The 20,242-nt window shown below is 42.9% G+C and carries 18 protein-coding genes and 1 tRNA gene; 7 read left to right on the forward strand and 12 right to left on the reverse strand.

The annotated features are described in order from the left end of the window. Nucleotides 1–287: 287 nt before the first annotated feature. From K1X84_07635 to K1X84_07645, 3 genes are read right to left on the reverse strand one after another with little or no spacing between them, the layout of a single operon-like run. Nucleotides 288–1,136: a hypothetical protein gene (locus K1X84_07635; GenBank protein MBX7151496.1), complete on the reverse strand. Its 849-nt coding sequence runs from the start codon at nucleotides 1,134–1,136 to the stop codon at nucleotides 288–290. A gap of 11 nt (nucleotides 1,137–1,147) precedes the next feature. After that, nucleotides 1,148–3,043 (reverse strand): M1 family metallopeptidase, encoded by a 1,896-nt coding sequence (locus K1X84_07640; protein MBX7151497.1) that lies wholly within the window; start codon nucleotides 3,041–3,043, stop codon nucleotides 1,148–1,150. A 19-nt stretch (nucleotides 3,044–3,062) separates the two neighbouring features. Beyond that, a complete protein-coding gene (locus tag K1X84_07645; protein ID MBX7151498.1) occupies nucleotides 3,063–3,533 on the reverse strand; it encodes a hypothetical protein in 471 nt (156 codons plus the stop codon). 161 nt (nucleotides 3,534–3,694) lie between these two features. On the opposite strand from K1X84_07645, the gene K1X84_07650 reads away from it, so the two are divergent. Then, entirely contained in the window at nucleotides 3,695–4,066 is a 372-nt protein-coding gene (locus tag K1X84_07650) for an FHA domain-containing protein (protein MBX7151499.1), read from the forward strand. Here the strand turns inward: K1X84_07650 and K1X84_07655 are convergent. After that, the gene (locus K1X84_07655) at nucleotides 4,063–4,752 is read right to left on the reverse strand and encodes a DNA alkylation repair protein (GenBank protein ID MBX7151500.1); all 690 of its coding nucleotides are present in this window, start codon (nucleotides 4,750–4,752) and stop codon (nucleotides 4,063–4,065) included. The genes K1X84_07650 and K1X84_07655 overlap by 4 nt on opposite strands. Before the next feature lie 223 nt (nucleotides 4,753–4,975). Between K1X84_07655 and K1X84_07660 the strand changes: the two genes are divergently transcribed. After that, nucleotides 4,976–5,058: transfer RNA gene (locus K1X84_07660), tRNA-Leu, on the forward strand. Nucleotides 5,059–5,061: 3 nt separating this feature from the next. Here K1X84_07660 and K1X84_07665 read toward each other — a convergent pair. The 3 genes from K1X84_07665 to rnhA form a co-directional block, all read right to left on the reverse strand. Then, nucleotides 5,062–6,333 (reverse strand): hybrid sensor histidine kinase/response regulator, encoded by a 1,272-nt coding sequence (locus K1X84_07665; GenBank protein MBX7151501.1) that lies wholly within the window; start codon nucleotides 6,331–6,333, stop codon nucleotides 5,062–5,064. 68 nt (nucleotides 6,334–6,401) lie between these two features. Continuing rightward, complete coding sequence (locus K1X84_07670) at nucleotides 6,402–7,235, reverse strand: lysophospholipid acyltransferase family protein (protein MBX7151502.1); 834 nt, start codon at nucleotides 7,233–7,235, stop codon at nucleotides 6,402–6,404. After that, a complete protein-coding gene (gene rnhA, locus K1X84_07675; protein ID MBX7151503.1) occupies nucleotides 7,232–7,681 on the reverse strand; it encodes a ribonuclease HI in 450 nt (149 codons plus the stop codon). Before rnhA ends, K1X84_07670 begins: the two co-directional genes overlap by 4 nt. 88 nt (nucleotides 7,682–7,769) lie before the next feature. Here rnhA and K1X84_07680 point away from each other — a divergent pair, with 88 nt between their 5' ends. Then, nucleotides 7,770–8,456: an RluA family pseudouridine synthase gene (locus tag K1X84_07680; protein ID MBX7151504.1), complete on the forward strand. Its 687-nt coding sequence runs from the start codon at nucleotides 7,770–7,772 to the stop codon at nucleotides 8,454–8,456. On the opposite strand, the gene K1X84_07685 is transcribed toward K1X84_07680, so the two are convergent. Next, a complete protein-coding gene (locus K1X84_07685) occupies nucleotides 8,448–9,194 on the reverse strand; it encodes a lipoate--protein ligase family protein (GenBank protein MBX7151505.1) in 747 nt (248 codons plus the stop codon). The genes K1X84_07680 and K1X84_07685 overlap by 9 nt on opposite strands. A 154-nt stretch (nucleotides 9,195–9,348) precedes the next feature. Here K1X84_07685 and pgsA point away from each other — a divergent pair, with 154 nt between their 5' ends. Genes pgsA through sucD form a run of 3 tightly spaced genes read left to right on the forward strand, consistent with a single transcriptional unit; the run spans nucleotide 9,349 to nucleotide 11,477 of the window. After that, on the forward strand, nucleotides 9,349–9,969 hold the full coding sequence (pgsA, locus tag K1X84_07690; GenBank protein MBX7151506.1) for a CDP-diacylglycerol--glycerol-3-phosphate 3-phosphatidyltransferase: 621 nt from the start codon (nucleotides 9,349–9,351) through the stop codon (nucleotides 9,967–9,969). A gap of 6 nt (nucleotides 9,970–9,975) precedes the next feature. Continuing rightward, nucleotides 9,976–10,443, forward strand: coding sequence for a phosphatidylglycerophosphatase A (locus K1X84_07695; GenBank protein ID MBX7151507.1), 468 nt, complete (start codon nucleotides 9,976–9,978; stop codon nucleotides 10,441–10,443). A 26-nt stretch (nucleotides 10,444–10,469) separates the two neighbouring features. Beyond that, complete coding sequence (gene sucD / locus K1X84_07700) at nucleotides 10,470–11,477, forward strand: succinate--CoA ligase subunit alpha (GenBank protein ID MBX7151508.1); 1,008 nt, start codon at nucleotides 10,470–10,472, stop codon at nucleotides 11,475–11,477. Nucleotides 11,478–11,539: 62 nt separating this feature from the next. Here sucD and aroQ read toward each other — a convergent pair whose 3' ends face one another. From aroQ to K1X84_07720, 4 genes are all read right to left on the reverse strand, one after another. After that, nucleotides 11,540–11,974: a type II 3-dehydroquinate dehydratase gene (gene aroQ / locus K1X84_07705; protein MBX7151509.1), complete on the reverse strand. Its 435-nt coding sequence runs from the start codon at nucleotides 11,972–11,974 to the stop codon at nucleotides 11,540–11,542. 61 nt (nucleotides 11,975–12,035) lie between these two features. Then, on the reverse strand, nucleotides 12,036–15,749 hold the full coding sequence (locus tag K1X84_07710) for a S8 family serine peptidase (protein ID MBX7151510.1): 3,714 nt from the start codon (nucleotides 15,747–15,749) through the stop codon (nucleotides 12,036–12,038). Next, nucleotides 15,739–17,973: a T9SS type A sorting domain-containing protein gene (locus K1X84_07715; protein ID MBX7151511.1), complete on the reverse strand. Its 2,235-nt coding sequence runs from the start codon at nucleotides 17,971–17,973 to the stop codon at nucleotides 15,739–15,741. The genes K1X84_07710 and K1X84_07715 overlap by 11 nt, the downstream gene beginning before the upstream one ends. A gap of 64 nt (nucleotides 17,974–18,037) precedes the next feature. After that, complete coding sequence (locus K1X84_07720; protein ID MBX7151512.1) at nucleotides 18,038–18,592, reverse strand: TlpA family protein disulfide reductase; 555 nt, start codon at nucleotides 18,590–18,592, stop codon at nucleotides 18,038–18,040. A gap of 205 nt (nucleotides 18,593–18,797) precedes the next feature. On the opposite strand from K1X84_07720, the gene sufB reads away from it, so the two are divergent. Continuing rightward, a partial coding sequence (sufB, locus tag K1X84_07725) for a Fe-S cluster assembly protein SufB (protein ID MBX7151513.1) occupies nucleotides 18,798–20,242 on the forward strand: 1,445 nt, incomplete at its 3' end.

The raw sequence follows: 20,242 nt of genomic DNA on the forward strand, positions 1-20,242 counted from the left end.
CTGGTCGAACATCACCAATAAGGTTACGTACTTTGGCGATGATTTTTTTGCACTTTGTAGCAAGTTATGTTCACCACTCACCCGGCTGGTAGTACGAGCTTATTAAAGCTTCGCCACCAGATTTTCAATCGTTTTTTTAATTAAACTCTTGAATTTACTGAATTCACAAAAAAAGCACCGAAATATATTGAAAAGAAGATGAATTGTCAAACTTTTTTTTGATAAAAAACCCGTTAAAATTGCGGATTTTTCAAGCATTTAACTCAATGAAGAACCAGCTTGTGATTTTATGCACTTTCCTGAAAAGTTGTACCATTAACCGATACATTTTCAGGCTGATTGCTCTTCAGTTTATGAAAAACGGCTAGGAGATCATAAATTTGGACTCTAACCAGAGCACGGATAATCATCAGCACTTGGTGACTACAATAAATTAAAACAATTTTCGCTGTAGAATTTGCATTAATCAGACCGTCCACCCACCTCCATAACAAAAAAATTATCAATAAGGGAATGATATTAAGAAGATACAAGCCGATTAATGGAAAAAGATTTTTTGAAACCCATCGAAACGAATCAAAATAACTGCGCGCAAGTCCGAGATCCGACGAAGCCATTTTGACTTTGGTCATATCCGATACCATAATCAAGAAGCACCACAGCAACAGGATCATTACAAAACCCGGAAATCCCAATGTAAGCAATAGCATAGAAGCCAGACTTGTTGCACCGGTTATCATCAACAGCAAAAAAAAGCGAGCCATGAATTTTTTTGCACTTAACCAAAAAAAGGACCATTCCATAGAATCATTAACCGAACTGCACTTTGTAACGACGCCAAGGATGCCACCTGTCAGAAAAACATTGAGCAGGGCGTACATGAAAACCAAAAGCACTATTAACACCAATAATAGCCCGAGAAATGCCGGATCATCGGAAATAAATTCTGTCAGGTAAGTAAAAACAAATGATTGAAGCCATTCGTTCGGAACATGGGTTTTATCTAAGCGTCCAAAAGACGTTTGAAGATAAATCATCACCGGTAAAGAAAATAAAATCGTCGAAATCCACAACAATACAACCAAGCCTTTATAACGCCCGATTTTTCTCCAACTAGAACTCCACAGATCGATCATAACTTTTTTCCTCAAATAAACACGGACAAATTCATTAATAAAGATTGTACCCAATTCTGAATTCTCAAAGTATATCGGGCAATGCCTTCATATGAAGATTCGACTGACAAAAAATTATTACTCCAGCGTACATCCATTACGTTGATTTTTTCGGGATCAATCCAACATGAAACGATTTTTGAAGTGGTGTTAAATTCAAATTTTCTTTCAGTTGCTTTTCCATCCCATTCGGCCGTCAGTGAATCGCTATTTTCAAATCGAAAACAAATCGAGACCGGCATCACCGCTTCTCCATTATTTCGTATGTTCACGATGTTATGGATCAGCCCGGATGCTTCATCTGTTTCATAAGTAATATCAACTACTTCGTAGTCGACCGCTTTGGAAGTAAAAATAAATTGATCAAAAAACCATTGCATGTCGCGCCCGGAAACGTTGTTGACTACATCTATGAAATCCTGCGTTTTCGGATGTTTGAAACGCCATCGTTGATAATACGTTGATAAAATTTTATCCATTACCGAACGCCCGAGGTAACGTTCAAGAGTCGTCAGAATTAAGACGGGTTTACTGTAAACGGCCGTCTGGTAAAAGCTTCTGGGAATCACCCACGACTTTCCGGCAACCGTACCCCTATCAGGATGTTTGAGATAACTCGAACGATGATAATCCATTGATGTATAGGCCGCTCCACCTATATCAAACATCAAACCGACTTTACCCGGGGTATTGAAATAACGCTCAAGAGCACGGTGTTCGGCATACGATGCGAATCCTTCATCGAGCCATGGTTCTTCAAATTCATTCGAAGCCAACATACTCTGGAAATAATTGTGTGCAAATTCGTGGAATGTCACTACTTCAAGAAATGAGTTATCGACAAACCGGTTCATCCAATATGGGCCAAAATACGATCCGGTTGTCACTAATGTAGGATATTCCATACCGCCCGACGCCAGTTCTTCTCCAAGCGGCACATCTACGATAGTAAAATTCGGATAAGGATATTCACCGATCCATTCGTAAAAATATTGAAACATCGCCGGAACGCACGCCCGATAACGTTCAGCCATTTTTTCCCGACCCGGCGAAAATAAGTAAGTTACTTCGACGGAGCGTTCTCCCGATGCCACAGTTTGTTTCATCTCCGTAAAATGCGGCGATGCCGTCCACACAGCATCGATCACATTCTTTTGAAAAAAATGGTACGTTGTTGTACTATCATACGTTTCTTTCTTTTCTAACTGCGCATTGGCGCCAACAATGTACTCGGAGGGAACGGTAATGCGCATACGGTAATCTCCGAAATCAGCATAAAATTCGGAATTGGCATGAAATTGATGACAATTCCATTGCCCGTTTTCCCATACACCAATTTTAGGATACCACTGTGCGATCATATAAAACTCATCTTCAGTGAATCCTGTTCGTTCAAATACCCTAGGCAATTTAGAGTAAAAACGGCCATCGATCCGTATGGAAGATTGAGGCCATACTGGGTGGGGCAACGAAATACGAATAACCGTTTGATCGTCTTCGTTTTCATCATCCATTTGTATGAATTCGTAAGGCAGTTTTGTTCCATCGATACTAAATTCAAGACTGTCAATCCATCCGCAATCTTGTTCACTCATCGCTTCGGATGACGAACGGGTCCTACCGCCCCCTTCTTTGAAAAAAGTTGATCGTTCGTTTTTGAAAGCATTAAGATAGAGATGAAATTGCATTTCTCGAACCGTATCTTTAGAAAAATTCCACCACTCCAATTTGTACGACCCCTGTACGGCTTTTTGTACAGGTAATAATCTGGCAGTCAAATCGTAATTGGCCGTACCGGATTTGTTTGTCATTTCCTGAGCGGCCAGCGTGTTAAGTAAAAGCCCGATGATCAATAACCAACGTTTCATCTTTGCTCCGTTTAGAAAATTATTTAAACCAAAAACGTACACCAATGGCGCCGTTGAGATCAAAATCCGTACTGGGAATTAAATCAAGCACCGGCACAATTTCAAAAAATATATCAACGGGCGCATTTTGAAAATGGTAATCAAGGCCTACCGGAATACGTGCGCCGAATCCGGTTTTATCACTTAATACGATACGTGCCCCAATACCGTAATACAAAGGAAGTCTGCCTTTATCAACCGGAATCAGATTAAAATGATGAATTAAATAATCAGAATGCAGCTGTACAGCGTCTTTGTCATCGCCCTTACGGCCTCCATCGACGAACGACCAGGCTGCCGAAAAATCCAATGCCGTGTTTTGGGTTAACCAATATTTGCCATTCAAACCGGTTGGTTCCCCGATAATAACACCCAACCCAAATCCTTTGTCCTGTGCATGCACTCCAATTGCGGTAATCAGTAAAATAATTACGATACTACTATTCTTCATAGTATGCCTTTCGACATTAAGATTACAAAACGTTAAAACTCCATTCAATAGTTACGACATTTTTCCCAAAAAAATGTGACCGCCGTCAATGTTCTGTTAGATAGAGAATTGTAAGTTGCATGTGACCCGCCTTGACCTCATAACAACCAAAGGAGGTCTTTGTGAAATCTTTAAAGTATCTTTATCATATCGACAGTGGCCGTAATTTTCTGCTTGAAGAAGACATCGAGTTAACCATTGGGCGTGCATTTGACAATCGTATCGTCATCGATGCGCCGTTCGTTTCCAGACATCATGCGGCAATTGGCTGGAAAAATAAGCGCTTGTATATTCGTGATCTGCATAGCACCAATGGGACTATCATTAACGGTATCCCGGTATTTGACGCGTATGCTTATGAGGTGAATGATTCCGATGAGATACGAATAGGGAATGAACGTTTTGTGGTATTGGATCAAAACGCAGTCATTTCACATAATTTCTCGAATCAGAAAATGCCGGGAGACACAGCAATTATGTATGCGGGATTTTAAGAAGATTGAAGAGGTTGGAGCCGATGAAGTAACTTAGCATCGGTTAATTCACGCAATGCTTCCTGGCCTATTGAGCGAACAGGTTTAAGTTCGGAAGTATTAAGTAATGTAGCTATTTGTATAGCATGAGCATTCAGGCACGCATTGCGTTTTCCAATCTGACGCAAGGCTAACCCCATTGATTTTTTTACAAGACTGCGGTCGTCGGACGCTTCGCGCTTAATGATTTCCAATAACGCTGTGAATTCTTCGTTGGCCGTTTTTTTGTCATGAACAGCCAGTTCCGCCATTAACATAAATCCTGATCGTTTGGTCAGTTCTTCACTCTTACCGGACCATTCGACAGCTTTTTGATATGCCCACGGAGTTTTATCAAATAAATTACCGCAACATAGATCACAAAGCTCTGACGATTCTGATTCCCGAATCCAGCGGTCCATTTGTCTTTCCGTAACTTTATCAGGCTCGTCTATAAAAGCCGCGAGCACACGGGTTTCATAGAAACCGGCATTCCACAATTGTTGAGCTAAATTATGATTTTTTTCGATCTTTTTGGAAAATCGTCTCAAAGCGGCAATGGACACGCCTAAAACATGGTCGGTAGGAACTTCAATACGACGCATGTTTTCTACTGCTTCCAAATGCGCCAATGTCTTTAATTGGCCAATGACCTCTTCGAGAAGCATGCAAGTACCAGGTTAATACAGCGAAAGATAGAAATTCGATAAAACAGGTGACTAGTGTGAACCGTGGGAAGTATAGGTTTTTTTTCTTTAAAGTAAAAGTGAAAAATATATATAATTTTTTATGAAAGCGTTACGACGGAGAGGTCGAATAATCATTTGAAATTTCTTATTGAAATTTCTTATTGAAATTTCTTACCTAATTTTGTATAATCGCTTCGCTTTTGCCGAGGTGGTGAAATGGCAGACACGCTAGTTTCAGGTACTAGTGCCCGCAAGGGCGTAGGGGTTCAACTCCCCTCCTCGGCACTTTTATTGATCGATTGGAAAATATAACGTAAACGTACTTCCTTTACCTACCGCACTCACCACTTCAATTTTCCCCTTATGTTTCTGCATGATTTCGTACGAAATCGTCAGACCTAACCCAGTGCCTTCCTCATCATTTTTTGTAGTAAAGCCAGCTTCGAATAAACGATTCATGTTTTCGGGAGGAATTCCTATGCCATTATCAGTTATAGAAACTTTTGCAAAGCCGTTCGTTTCTTCCGTCTTAATTTTGACAACCCCTTTTTTATCAAAAACAGCCTGCGCGGCATTATTGACAATATTGATCATGACTTGCGAAACCGGTCCCGGCAGACCCATCACAGGAGAGATCGGCGAAAATTCTTTTACAAATTCGACCTGGTGTTTGAATTTAGGCCGCAATAATGAAAGAGCACGTTCAATCGCACCGTGAAGATCCATGCGTGCAAATTCCGCGTCATCCAACCGTGAAAACCCCCGGAGATCTTCGATAATTTCCGTAACCAACTCGCACGAGTGACCGATAATCTGCAAAGCCGCATCGAAATCATTGACGGAATTGCGGATATTGAATTTTTCAACAAGTGAGGCAAAGATTTTTTTAATTTCAGGATATTTTTGTGAAGCATTGTCGATGGCAAGCAAAATATCTTTGACGACATCCCAGTCAAATCGAATGAGGCGTACGGAGTTGCCGATATTATTGATCGGGTTACGAATCTCATGCGAAATACTGCCCATCAATTGACCGAGCATCGACATCTTCTCCGTGCGCGCCAATTGCTCTTTGGCATTCTTAAGATTATCATAAGCAGATTTGAGTTCCGCATGAGCAATTTCTAACTCTTTGCTCTTGATATAATAGTCGACGCCGCGTTTAACGGCAATACGCAGGTCATCCGGTTCGAAAGGTTTGGTTAAATATTGAAAAACACGCCCGGCATTGATCGATTCGATGAGGTCTTTAACATCCGTATACCCGGTAAGTATGATCCGGACGCAATCCGGTTTGATGTCGATTGAACGGTTGAGAAATTCCGTTCCCGACATGTTCGGCATTCTTTGATCCGATAGAATCAATGCAATATTGGGATTTTGCTTCAATACCTTCAGGCCGTCTTGTCCGTTCGTCGCTGTATAAATGACGTACGTTTCTTCCAACACCCGTTTTAGGACATGCAACACATTTTCTTCATCATCGACAACTAAAATTTCAGTTGAAATTTTTGTAGAAGATGGGAGCGTTTCCGTGTCGGTATTTTGTAACCTTTTCAAAATCATACTGTATAGGGTCAATTCAGGAAGGCAGTACTAGACTATTTTAGCGAAACAGTTTTTTTAAATCAAGGCCGTTCTTTCCAGCGTTTGTGCGCCCAAAGCCATTGTTCAGGCATTTCCCGAACTGCAGCCTCGATTTTGGATGTATATGTTTGTGTAAAATTTTGGACCATTTGCAGTTGTTCAACTTTAAAAATGTGTCGATTTTTATCAACGCGTTGCGCCAGGCACATAAAAACCGGCAACCGATATTTAGCAGTAAGGAATTCCGGTCCGCTTGGCGCAAAACATTTTCGACCGAAAAATTCAACCTGAACGGTATTACTTCCGAAATCCTGATCTGATAATAAGCCAATACAATAATGCTCGTCGATCAATTGGCGGATTTTGAGCGGTTCGTCATCAAAAACGACTTTCATACCACAAGCCTCACGTTCATGGTTGACCAATCGATCGATAAACGGATTGGTCTGCTTCCTCACGACTACTGCCAACCGGATTCCGCGTTGAACGAGCTTCTTGCCCAGCAACTCCCAATTGCCTATATGGGCCGAAATAAATATGGCGCCGTTTTTAATCGCTTCTTCGAATCCGTCCGGAATTTCCAAACAAAAAAAAGTTTCGTCTGAAACATCAATCTCTCGTAAAATCAGTAATTCAAAAAAAGTCCGGCCCAGATTCTGATAGACTTTCCTTCCGAGTCGCTTTGCCGCAACTTCTTCAGTTACTATTCCTGCAGCCAATAAATTTGCTATCGTAACTTTTTTTCTGATGCCAAGTTTGTAGAAAAGCCGTCCGCACCAGGCCCCTGCGTTGGATGCTCGATCGGCAGAAGTATGTTTCAAGGTTTTTTGAAAACACCGAAGCAGTACCCATTCAATTCGATGCGCCCATTTCATTGTTCTAATGCCAGGTTGGCCAATTGATCGACACGTTCATTGTAATGAACGCCGGCATGACCTTTAACTTTTTCGAATCGGATATGATGTTGTGAACAATAATCGATAATGGCTTCCCAAAGTTCACGGTTTTTGACCGGCGATTTATCCGCCGTTTTCCAACCGTTGCGCTGCCAATTGGTCACCCAATTTTGCCGAAACGCATTTACGATGTACGCGCTGTCGGAGTAAATGGTCACATTACATTTTTTCTTTAAGTTTTTCAGCGCTTCGACAACGGCGGTCAATTCCATCCGGTTATTGGTCGTTTGTTCAAACACTCCGGAAATTTCTTTGATAACGGTTTCGCCGTTATTCCAAATCAAAATGGCCGCCCACGAGCCGCGTCCGGGATTTCCTTTGCAAGCACCGTCGGTATAAATCGTCACGTTCGGAAGATCGTTCATACTTTTCCTAAAAATCTAATTGAACTTCAAAAGGATTACGCTTATTCTTGCCTGTATGGAAATTTTGTTCGAAGATGACGATTGTATTTTGATTAATAAACCCGCCGGCGTTTTATCTATTCCCGACCGTTTTGATCGTACTATTTCCAATGTTCTTGGCTTGCTGCAAAAACAGTATGAAAAAATTTGGATCGTTCACCGTATTGATAAACAAACAAGCGGCGTAATGATCGTCGCCAAAAATGCGGAATCGCATCAGGTATTGAACCGTCAATTTGAAACACATTCCATTAGAAAAATATACCTCACTCTAGTAAGCGGTATTGTATCATCGTCGAGTGGTACGATTGATCTACCCATTGCCGAACATCCTTCCAATCCCGGAACCGTTTGTATTGATTCCAAAGGTAAACCATCGATCACGCACTATAAAGTTTTGGAAACGTTTCGATCCTACACATTGGTGGAAGCGGCTCCTGAAACCGGACGTCTCCATCAGATTCGCATTCATTTCAAAGCAATCGGCCATCCGTTGGCCGTCGATGAAATTTATGGAGAACAGAATGAAATTTATCTTTCTACACTGAAGAAAGATTATAAAACCAAAATCGGTGAAATCGAAAAGCCGCTTATGTCCCGACTGACCCTTCACGCTCAATCCATAACATTTGAGCATCCACGCCGACACAGTATGCAAACTATCGATGCGCCATTGCCTAAAGATTTTAACAGTTTATTAAAGCAATTGCGCAAACACGGAAGTTCATCAAGCTGAAATACAATCTTCAAGCTGTTCATCCATAAATTCAATGTTAAAAAGCTTCTGAAATGCCGTTCGAATCGACTGCTTGAGTTCGCCCAAATCGACATTTTTGATTTGACTAATGTCGATGGTTTTTTCGTTCATCATTGTTTCGGCCATTTGACGGTCCTGATCGTTTAATCGAAGAAATTCAATTAACCTCCGATGATACGGTCCGGTGAGAATGGATCCGTGTTGGAGTACGGCACCTGCTAAACGACGTTGCGCGCTGCCGACGAGTTTGTGGCCATCGACTTGTATTTCATATCGAGCGGAACTTGAAAAACAAGACATTGATTGCGTTTGACGATACAGGGATTTAAAATCCGGTTGCGTCATCACCATCGCCGCCGGAATTCCAACTTCCCGTAAGCCCGTCACGAGCGCTTCACTGATTTGACGATACGTTTCTTCAATTCCCCCTGCGTTACGTTCGCTGAAAATGACGCTGTAAGTCAATTCTTCCGCATGCAGAATAGCACGGCCTCCGGTCGGGCGATACACCACGTCAATGTTTTCGGATGTACATTTTTCCATGTCAATATCATCGATCTTCTGATGTTTACCGAGCGAAATGCAATAAGGCTGCCATTGAAAAAAACGTAAAGTCGGTGGACGCAAACCGTTTCCAAGTTCCTTCGCCAGTTTTTGATCCTGATGCATGTTCCATTGACCGGGATGGACGCCGCTATCGATGTAGTGCCAGATCATCGCGAAATACCGTATTAACACATTGGTAATTAAGAAAAAACTTGCCTTAAAACATCAATTCTGATACATTAGGCGTGTAAATATATTTCGCGGCTTTTTGGATTACAAGTTATTTCTTAGTCACTGTTTAAATTAATTCAATTGGGGGAAATGGATGCGCAGCCTTCCCAATATTCTTACGGTCATTCGCATTTTACTCACGCCTGTTTTTGTTTACTGTTTATTGAGCGACAGTCTGCAAATTTTCGCCGCTTTAATCTTTCTTTTTGCATCCGTAACGGATTGGTATGACGGTTACCTTGCGCGCAAATACGGTTATACTTCGGCATGGGGAAAATTCCTTGATCCATTGGCCGATAAAGTTTTAGTGCTCTCGGCATTTTTTTCATTGGTTTATCTCGGCGTCGTCAAATTGTGGATGGTCGTGGTGATTATGTCGCGTGATTTTGTCGTTACGACATTGCGTTCGTATACGATGAGCCATGGTCAACCGATGATGACCAATTTGTTTGCCAAGTTCAAAACCGTTTCTCAGATGATTATGATTGGTGTGATTTTGATTTTCGTTTCGTTACAATCCGGACTTACTTCGTGGCAAACCGATTATCGTGACCATATCAATACGACGGTCATGGTTATTAATGAATACAACGTCATCTATGCGGGAATGCTGTGCGTCACCATGCTGACGGCTGCATCCGGCATTGTCTACTTATATCAAAATCGTGAAAGCCTGCGCCATCTCGCCATGTTCAGTTTCTTCAAAAATTCTTAATCCCTTATGATGTTTTTTTCCAAGTTGATCGCCACCGGGTTCGGCGTCGGTTATTTTCCTAAAGCGCCAGGCACGGTAGGAAGCTTGTTGGCCGTTTTTTTGTATTATATTTTTTTCCCAAATGAGCCTTCGGTATTGATTCATGCGGTTTTTTTCATTATACTTGCGCTGTTTTTCAGCCTAGGCGTGTGGACAGCCACACGCGTTGAAACGATCTACGGACACGACCCTTCATGCGTTGTCATCGATGAAATTGTTGGAATGGGGTTAACGCTGTTTCTAATCCCAAAATCATGGATTTGGATTCTGATAGGATTAATTCTATTCCGCTTGATGGATATTACGAAATGGTTGGGCGCCGATCACATGCAACAATTGAAAGGCGGCTGGGGCGTAATGATGGATGACGTGGTTGCCGGTTTTTGGAGTTGTATTATGTTGCATACATTGATTAAAATTATAAATTTCTTTTGAACTTTTAACTTCTGGAGAATCATCCGATGAGCGTACTGGTGGATAAGAAAACACGATTGGTGGTGCAAGGCATCACAGGCAAAGAAGGCACTTTCCACACGAGCCAAATGACGGAATACGGCCCTTATGTCGTTGCCGGTGTCACGCCGGGCAAAGGCGGTATGAAGTATAAAGGCAACGAAAAAGACAAACTCAAATATGATGTTCCGGTATTCAATACCGTTTCCGATGCCGTTAAAATGGCTAAGGCCAATACATCGGTAATTTTCGTTCCGCCGGCATTTGCTGCGGATGCGATCATCGAAGCAGCCGAGGCCGGAATCAAAACCATTATTTGTATTACGGAAGGCATCCCTGCATCGGATATGGCGCGCGTATATGAATACCTCAAGGGTAAAGACGTACATCTCGTTGGTCCAAATTGCCCCGGTGTGATCTCGCCCGGCAAATGTAAAGTCGGCATCATGCCTGCTTTCATTCACAAATCCGGCCGCGTTGGAGTAATCTCGCGTTCAGGGACGCTGACATACGAGGCCGTCTATCAATTGACGCAGCTCGGTATCGGACAGTCCACGTGTATAGGCATTGGCGGCGATCCGGTAATCGGCACCCGTTTTGTCGATGCATTCAAACTGTTCGCTGAAGATAAAGATACCGATGGCATTGTCATGATCGGAGAGATCGGTGGCACGGCGGAAGAAGAAGCTGCCGCGTGGGTGAAGAAAAATTTCAAAAAACCGGTCGTAGCATTTATTGCAGGTCAGACTGCGCCTCCGGGACGCCGTATGGGCCACGCCGGCGCGATCATTAGCGGCGGTAAAGGTACCGCTGAAGAAAAAATGAAGGCTTTGAAATCGGCCGGCATCACGGTTGTCAAAAGTCCCGCAGACATCGGCATCACCATGGCGGATGCATTGGGATTAAACAAAAAGAAAAAGAAATCCAAGCCGGCGAAAAAAACAGCTAAGAAAAAAGTGAAAAAATCGGCTCCGAAGAAAAAAACTAAAAAAGCTGCCAAGAAGAAGAAAAAATAAACAAAAAACCCCGAAGATATCTTCGGGGTTTTTAATTTCAACAGTTCTAATCGTGAGTCTTATCAACTCTTTTTTTGCAGATAATTTAAAATAGCCCGCACGCCCAGCTCGTAACTCCCGGAACCAAACCCAGAAATTTGTCCGATACATACAGGCGCCAAAACCGAATGATGCCGAAATGTCTCCCGGGCATAGATATTGGAAATATGGACTTCCACAACCGGAATAGTAATCGCTTCAATGGCATCCCGTAATGCGTACGAATAATGCGTCAAAGCCGCAGCATTCAATACGATGCCTTGAAAGGTTTTGCGCGCTTCCTGGATCCAATTAATCAACTCGCCTTCAACATTCGACTGACGCATGGTGATCTCAACGTCGGGAAAATTTCCACGCAACTTTTTCTCAATATCCGCTAAGGTTTCGTGTCCGTAAATTTCCGGTTCACGTTCGCCGAGCAGATTAAGATTGGGTCCGTTTAGAATCAAAATTTTCATGTGCATTTTCAGTTAACTAGAATTAAAAATAATTGAATTTTATCTATGATGCAACATGCGCTTATTTTATAAACGTCATCTTCATGACTTTGTTAAGTGAACCGGCTTGGAGACGATAAAAATAGATGCCTGACGCGACCTGATTTCCCTGATCGTTACGGCCATTCCACTCGACATCATAACGCCCGGCGACATGATCTTTTCCGGCAATCAATGTCTTCACTTCCTGCCCGAAAACATTATAAATTTTTAATGTCACTTTTGCCTTTTGGGATAATTCATAGTGTATCGAGGTCGTCGGGTTAAATGGATTTGGATAATTCTGTTCAAGAGAAAAAACTTCGGGAATTTTCGTTCGCGGCGATTTTGAAAGAATCTGCCCGTTTTCTTTGGCTGTATAAAATTTATCGACCGCTAAATTCGTGTAAACTGTACGTGTATGATTTGTATTCGGCCAGTCAATAACAAGTGAGTCTACGGTCGTAGCATCGCCTAACCCAAAATGGATTTCAAAGCCGTCTTGCGATGCATAACCCGTCAATGACTGTACTTCACGCAATTGCCAAACCGAATGCCCGTTGATCGTCGCCTTCACACGAATATGAGCTCCTACTCCGCTACGATTAGCCGTCTCACCGACTGCACGCACACTCATCCAATGATAAGCATTGCCGTTATTGAGGAACAACAAGTTATTGTTTGAGATTGGATTGTCGGGATCATTGTGATCGTCCGTACCTGCGGCGACGAAAAGATCCAAATCACCGTCTCGATCGACATCAACAAAGCTGCAACCGTGTCCCACGATCATTTCAGAAGTGATGACACTGCTTTCAATACGTTTAAATTGCATGCCACCTTCATTGACAAAAAAGAAACCCGGATCAGGACCGCCAACAAAATCTTTGGTGTTGGCCACATAAATATCGATATCGCCATCATTATCAAAATCGCCCGAAGTGCTTCCGATCGAGAAATACGCACGATGCTTAGCCATTTCGGCGTCAACCAATTCCGTAAACATTCCGTTACCATCGTTACGGAAAAGTTTATTGGGATTCAAACTCACTTGGGATAATCCTGTCATGAAAACATCGAGATCGCCGTCATTATCATAATCGGCCCAGTTACTGCTCCAGTAATCATTCGGAATTCCTTGTCCGAGAAACATACGCGTAAACTGATTGGCAGAGGTTTGTGTGTATAAAATATTAGGATATGGCCAATTAGTTGTCAATACATCCGTGTCGCCATCATTGTCATAATCGACCAGTGAAACGCTATTCTCCCAAGTCGTGTCATTGGCAATCAATGGCTGAGTTGAACGTGTAAATATTCCATTTTGATTGTAATATAAAAAATTCTGCTTCCCATATCGATTGACTATAAAACCTTCATTGGCTACAAATAAATCAGCAAACCCGTCATTATTAAAATCTCCCCATGCCCCGGCAACTGAATACTGCTTTGCTGCCCCGTGATCGATCTGACCGGTGATTTTTGTAAATGTGCCATTTTGATTATTACGGTATAACGCATTATTTCCATTTTCGTCAGCATTCACTACCATCGCATCAACATATCCGTCGTTGTCATAATCCGCCCAGCTTGCAGAATACGATCCTGCGCCGCCATCTTGTGTAATCCCGGAATTGGTTATGGATGTAAATGTTCCATCACCATTATTCTTGTACAAAAAATCGTTTTCACCGTAGTTTACAACATGAAGATCTTGAAAACCGTCGTTGTTATAATCAATCCAATTACTCGAATACGAATTTCCTCCGCCAGTCACGATGGATCCAGTGGTGACGCGAGTAAATTGTTCAACATTTACATATGCGCCGATGCGCAATAGTACTAAATTCGGATCGTTAGTCGCAAAATCAATATTGGTAAAATGCTCATCAAAAACTTTGAGCGAGTTGGAAGAGAATTCTAAAACAACCTCTGTCGTTTGCCCGGACGGAATCGTTCCGCTCATTGGCATAATACTCAACCATGACGGCATGGGCGAAGTAATATTCCAGTTAAGATCGCTGTTGCCCAAATTATTCAGTTTAAGCGTGTCGTATACCGTTGATTGCGAAAGCATTTGTTTTTGAAATACATCTTTTGAATAACCCACCGTCGGGAGATTATTAACGGCCGTCGCCGCGGTGACCACCGATTTAATCGTAATATCGTTTTCCTTAATCACAACGGTTGATTCGAAATTATCGGCAACTACCGAAGAAAAAGTTAACGAAATATCAACGGCTGTATGAGGCGCCAGTTGGAAAGACATTTCAGATAGCTGAAATGCAGCCGAATTAGAACTTGCAGTAATCGTTTTGGTTTGATCAGTATAATTTTTTATGCGAATGGCTTTTTCGGATGTCAATCCCGTCAAGATCACAGGAAATGAAATCGTATCGGGATCAACAATAACTGAAGTATGAGTTTCTAAAAGCGCTTGTAATACATTGAGTCTTGCACCGGTTACGACTTTACTCTCAAGCGAGTTTAATTTATCGGCTGTTTCCAATAAAATTTCTTTAATGCGCCAATGGGGCAATTGCGGATTTTCAGACCATAATAAAGCCGCCGCGCCGGTGACCAACGGTGTTGCCATCGACGTACCGGAATATTTGGCATATTTATTATTAGGAACAGTGCTTATAATTTCGTCCCCCGGCGCTGCAAGGTCGACAATGGTTTTTCCATAATTAGAAAAACCAGCCAGCACATCCTGCCGATTGGTCGCTGCGACGGAAATAATATTATCCAATGCGTAATTAGCCGGGAATTGACTAAATACGGCATTGTCCCAGCCATCATTGCCGGCCGCCGCCATGAATAAACATCCGGCATGATTCGCTGCTTCAATTGCATCGTAAAGAGCGCGTGAGTAACCGCTCCCGCCCCAACTGTTATTGGTAATCTTCGCGCCCATCATCGTGGCATAGTCAATCGCTTGCACGGCGTCTGAAACTCGACCACCGCGTTTACCCAAAAATTTCAATGCAATTAGCTGTGCACTCCACGCAATGCCGGCCACGCCCTTTCCATTATTGGCAACTGCAGCAATTGTTCCGGCCACGTGTGTTCCGTGGCCTATATCGTCGTATGGTTGATTGTCATTATTAACAAAATCCCAACCCACTATATCATCGATAAAACCATTACCGTCGTCGTCGATTCCATTCTGATCGTTGGATGTAAGTTTTCCGTCATGATCGATATCTTCGCCCGGATTGATCCAAATATTTTCTTTAAGATCCTCATGATTCCAGTCAATGCCTGTATCGATCACGCCGATCTTGATTCGTTTACCGGTTTGAAAATTCCACGCTTCAACGGCGTCAATATCCGCATCACTTTTACCTCCGGATTGTCCAGTATTATTCATTGACCACAGATCATTGAAGAGCGGATCGCTGGCTAAAGCATCGGCTGCCGAAACACTTTCTTCCTGAATGATTTTGGGGAATGGAATCCATTCATCTAACTCCGCATATTCGATCCAATCCTGATCGCGCAACCGAGCTACTACATTGGAGATTGAAACGGTAGAATCCTGCAACTCCCAGATTTCTCCATTCATCACATGCAAGGAAGCCACGCGCGACAATGCCATTTCTTTTCGTAATGCGGATGAGGTCGGTTCGGAAAGTTTCTGCAATGTGGCCGATTTGAATTTAACAATGACGCGCCGCGGTTGCGGAGCCTGAGCAAACACGGTTACAGGTCCGACTATGGCGAGAAGAAACATAATCAGCGATCTATTTAACATATAACATCTTTCGTGATTTAGTAATTTTTCCTGAACGCATGACACATATATACACTCCGCTGGCAACGGTGCGACCGTTTCGATTCCTTCCGTCCCATGTAACGGTAAATTCACCGGCAGGATGTGAATGCGCGACAAGTAATGTCCGTATTTCCTGTCCCAGAACATTGTAAATCGTAATCTTGATCGGGCCGGGATTAGTCAAACCATACGGAATGCGCGTTTCAGGATTAAAAGGATTCGGATAATTTTGAGCAAGAAATATCGTTTCGGGAATCTCCGGTTCCGGTTCATGTGGAACGAATCCGGCCGGACGATAGGCAATGATATTACCGTATTGACCGGCAGTTGTACCGGTAGTATCATTTAGAAAATCAACGGCGTAACCGTCATGAAAAAATTTGGTAGCATACGCCGTATCAATTTGCCAAGTTTTGCCGGTATCCAGACTCCGATAGACCGAGCCGAACTCTCCAACAACTATTACCTTTGACGGCGTGATAAAATCCACGTCGTAGAAAGCATCTTCGATCGGTATCTGTACGCCCAAACCTCCGTCACGTTTAATGACAATTTTTTCCCACGAAAATCCGCTATTGGTTGTACGAATGACCGCTCCATCGATTCCAACCGCAATGCCGTTCATACTATCCGCAAAAACTGCCGATCGGAGATCACTTTGAATTGGAGAAGCGACGACTTGCCATGACAATCCGCTGTTGGTCGACCGTGTAATCAGCCCATGCGAGCCAACGGCTATTGCTTTTTGTTGTGTTACCCATTTAACGGACCGTAAATTGGCTATAACGTTAGAGACACACTGTGTCCACGAGCTACCACCATCCGTGGTTCGCAAAATAATACCGGATTGACCAACCGATAACCCATTGTTCGAGTTAACGAAATCCACTCCGTAAAGCGTGTTGTAATAACCCGAATGCATTGATGACCACGATATTCCGCCATCGGTTGAGCGAATCACCCATCCGCTGTCACCGACAGCGATAGCCGACTCCTCGCCGGTTAAAGACAAGGAATGAAAAGTTCTCGAAGAATTAAGCGAGGCTGTATGCCACTGTTTTCCGGAATTAGTAGTATATACGGCCGTTCCGTGATCGCCTACGCCAATACCGTGCGTAGAAGAAAATAATTTTATATCAAGTACCGGCTCGACGGCGCCTTGCATGCGTGATGTCCGATTTGCTCCCGGCGGCTTTTTATAAACTGTGTTAAAAGCGCCTACCAACCATTCCGTTCCGTCCGTCAGAAATTGGATACTGCGAATGTCATCGTCAATGCCGATACTTTCTTCATTCCATGAAAGCCCGCCATCCGAAGTGGTAAAATATTTTCCTGCATCACCAACGGCGACTCCATTCGAAGGATCGCGAAAAGCAACATGATAAAAATCAAAAGCGATTATGTCCGTTTCTTCGCGAATTTTATTCCAAGTTTTTCCATCATCAGTCGAACGTACAATTACTCCGTTTCTTCCAACTCCAACCCAGATCGAATTATCTACGTACGTGACGTGATTAAGCCCGATGTATTCATCGTCAGATTTATTGGTAATAGCGGGTATTGTCCACGAATCGCCGCCATCCGTCGTACGATAAATTGAATAATTGTGTGTGGAACTTCCTGTACCAACAACGATACCAGTGTTCGAAGTACGCATCATTACGGCTGATAATTGCGGATTATCCGGCAGTGGAGGCAGTGGAGTCCATGTCGCCCCGCCATTGTTGGTTCGCAGGACTTCTCCAAGATACGCGACTGCAAATCCGGTTTGTTGATCGCCAAAGGCGATATCCAGGAAATAATCTTCAACGGAAAATACGGTATCTTCCGAATGATACCTTTCATCCCACGTTTTGCCACCGTCAAGAGTACGATAAATTCGATTGTCACCGGCAATAAATCCGGTCGATTCATTGATAAAAGAAACCGCAGTCAGGTCGCGATTGCTGACACTATCCGGAGTCAGCCAGGTACCACCGCCATCCGTTGTTCTGGTCACGGATCCGCGCAGGCTGATTACCACTCCATGCCCCTGACTATTAAAGTGCGCATCTGTAAAAACATTACCTGCAGGAATCGGATTTTGCCAATACCATTGCGATTGCGCCGATAAAGAATTGACAATGATGATACTTGCCAATATTGTAATGAATCTGAATATCATTAAAATTAAATGGTGATTTCGTTGTTTTTTTCGGGGCAAGGATAGGATTTCCGGATGCCAACTGCAAGAGGTTTTTAAAAAAGTTTTATATCAAACATTTTTTTCAATCAGCTTTCAGACTTTTAATGATATTTTTGATCGGTTCATCATCCCCATCTTCGTAGCCTGTACGAACGTATTGGATAATGCCATCTTCGCCGATAATAACGAGAGTTGGTAATATTATGGCGCCGGTTGAATCCGACGGGCAATATTTTTTGGCCACAACTCCATAGTGATCCAGAAGTATCGGGAGCCAATATCCTTGATCTGATGTAATTTTTTTGACGAACTCTTCTTTTTCACCGGTATTGATCAGAATTATTTCATACTCCTTACCGGGATATTGTTGCCTAAGTTTTTGTAGCTCCGGAATTTCTTTACGACATGGAGCACACCAAGATGCAAAGAAGCTTATGATCAAAACCCGGCGCGGCAATGGTTTGAGTTCACGCGGTATGCCGACATAGTCGCGCAAAAAAAATTTATCACCGTCTAGTGTGGGCAAGTAAAATGATGGCGCGGAATCGCCTTTCTGAATCGGCGTTATCTTTTTTTCCTGAGATTTCGCCGTGTTATGAAAGCATAGCAGGACCAAACTTATAAGCAAAATATTCATCTTCACACGTCCTCTGATAAATCCGTCCGCGAGTGTAGTAATATTTAATCAGTACTGTCAAGTTATATCTTACCACCAAGAAAGTCAAAATCTAATCTTGACATTTTTGTATAGAATGATTATACTACAACCCGTTTGAAAATAAAATTTTCAAATGACGTTTGTTTTAAAATATTATTAATATTTAATTTATATTGGAGATTTCATGAGCACTGAAGTGCATGAAATTGAGCAACTAACCGGTACCGATTACAAATACGGCTTTGTTACCAATATTGAATCCGAATCGATTCCTCCCGGGCTGAATGAGGACATCATTCGATTAATTTCGGCTAAAAAAAATGAACCTGCTTTTTTGCTCGAGTGGCGTTTAAAGGCGTATCGCCATTGGCTCAAAATGCTGGAAGAAGGCGAGCCGTCATGGCAAAATGTTCATTACTCGAAAATCAATTATCAGGACATCGTTTATTACGCCGCTCCCAAACAGCAGAAAAAATTAAACAGTCTGGATGAAGTTGATCCTGAACTTCTAAAAACTTATGAGAAACTAGGTATTCCGCTGAAGGAACAGGAAATTCTCAGCGGTGTTGCCGTCGATGCCGTGTTCGACAGTGTGTCGGTTGCGACAACGTTCAAATCCAAACTGAAAGAACTCGGTATCATTTTCTGTTCTTTCTCCGATGCCGTTCGAGAACATCCTGACCTGGTTCAAAAATATCTCGGGTCAGTTGTGCCCTACACCGATAATTTTTTCGCTACACTGAACTCAGCCGTATTCAGTGACGGATCATTTGTCTATATACCCAAAGGCGTGCGCTGCCCGATGGAACTTTCGACGTACTTTCGGATCAATGCAAAAAATACCGGGCAATTTGAGCGCACGTTGATTGTTGCCGATGAAGGCAGCTACGTCAGCTATCTCGAAGGTTGTACCGCACCGGTACGTGACGAAAATCAATTGCACGCGGCGATTGTTGAATTGGTTGCTCTCGACAACGCACAAATCAAATATTCCACCGTCCAGAACTGGTATCCCGGCGATAAAGAAGGCAAAGGCGGTATTTATAATTTCGTCACCAAACGCGGTAAATGCGCCGGTGTCAATTCTAAAATCTCATGGACACAGGTGGAAACCGGTTCGGCTATTACATGGAAATATCCGAGTTGTATTTTGATGGGTGATAATTCGGTTGGCGAATTTTATTCCGTCGCTGTGACCAATGGCCGTCAACAAGCCGACACTGGCACTAAAATGATCCATATCGGTAAAAATACACGCAGTACGATCGTTTCAAAAGGTATTTCGGCAGGTTTCGGTCAAAACACGTATCGCGGTCTCGTCAAAGTTCAAAAAGGCGCCGCCAACGCACGCAATTTTTCACAATGCGATTCACTTCTGCTTGGCGATAAATGTGGCGCTCACACATTTCCTTACATCGAAGTTAAAAACAATTCTGCAACGGTCGAACATGAAGCATCCACTTCTAAAATCGGCGAAGACCAGATTTTTTATTGCAATCAGCGCGGACTCTCGACCGAAGACGCCGTCAATATGATCGTCAACGGATTCTGTAAGGAAGTCTTCCGCGAACTTCCGATGGAATTTGCCGTCGAAGCGCAGAAGTTATTGGGAGTAAGTCTGGAAGGAAG

The sequence above is a fragment of the bacterium genome, assembly GCA_019695335.1.
In the GTDB taxonomy this organism is placed as follows: Bacteria; CLD3; CLD3; order SB21; family SB21; genus JABWBZ01.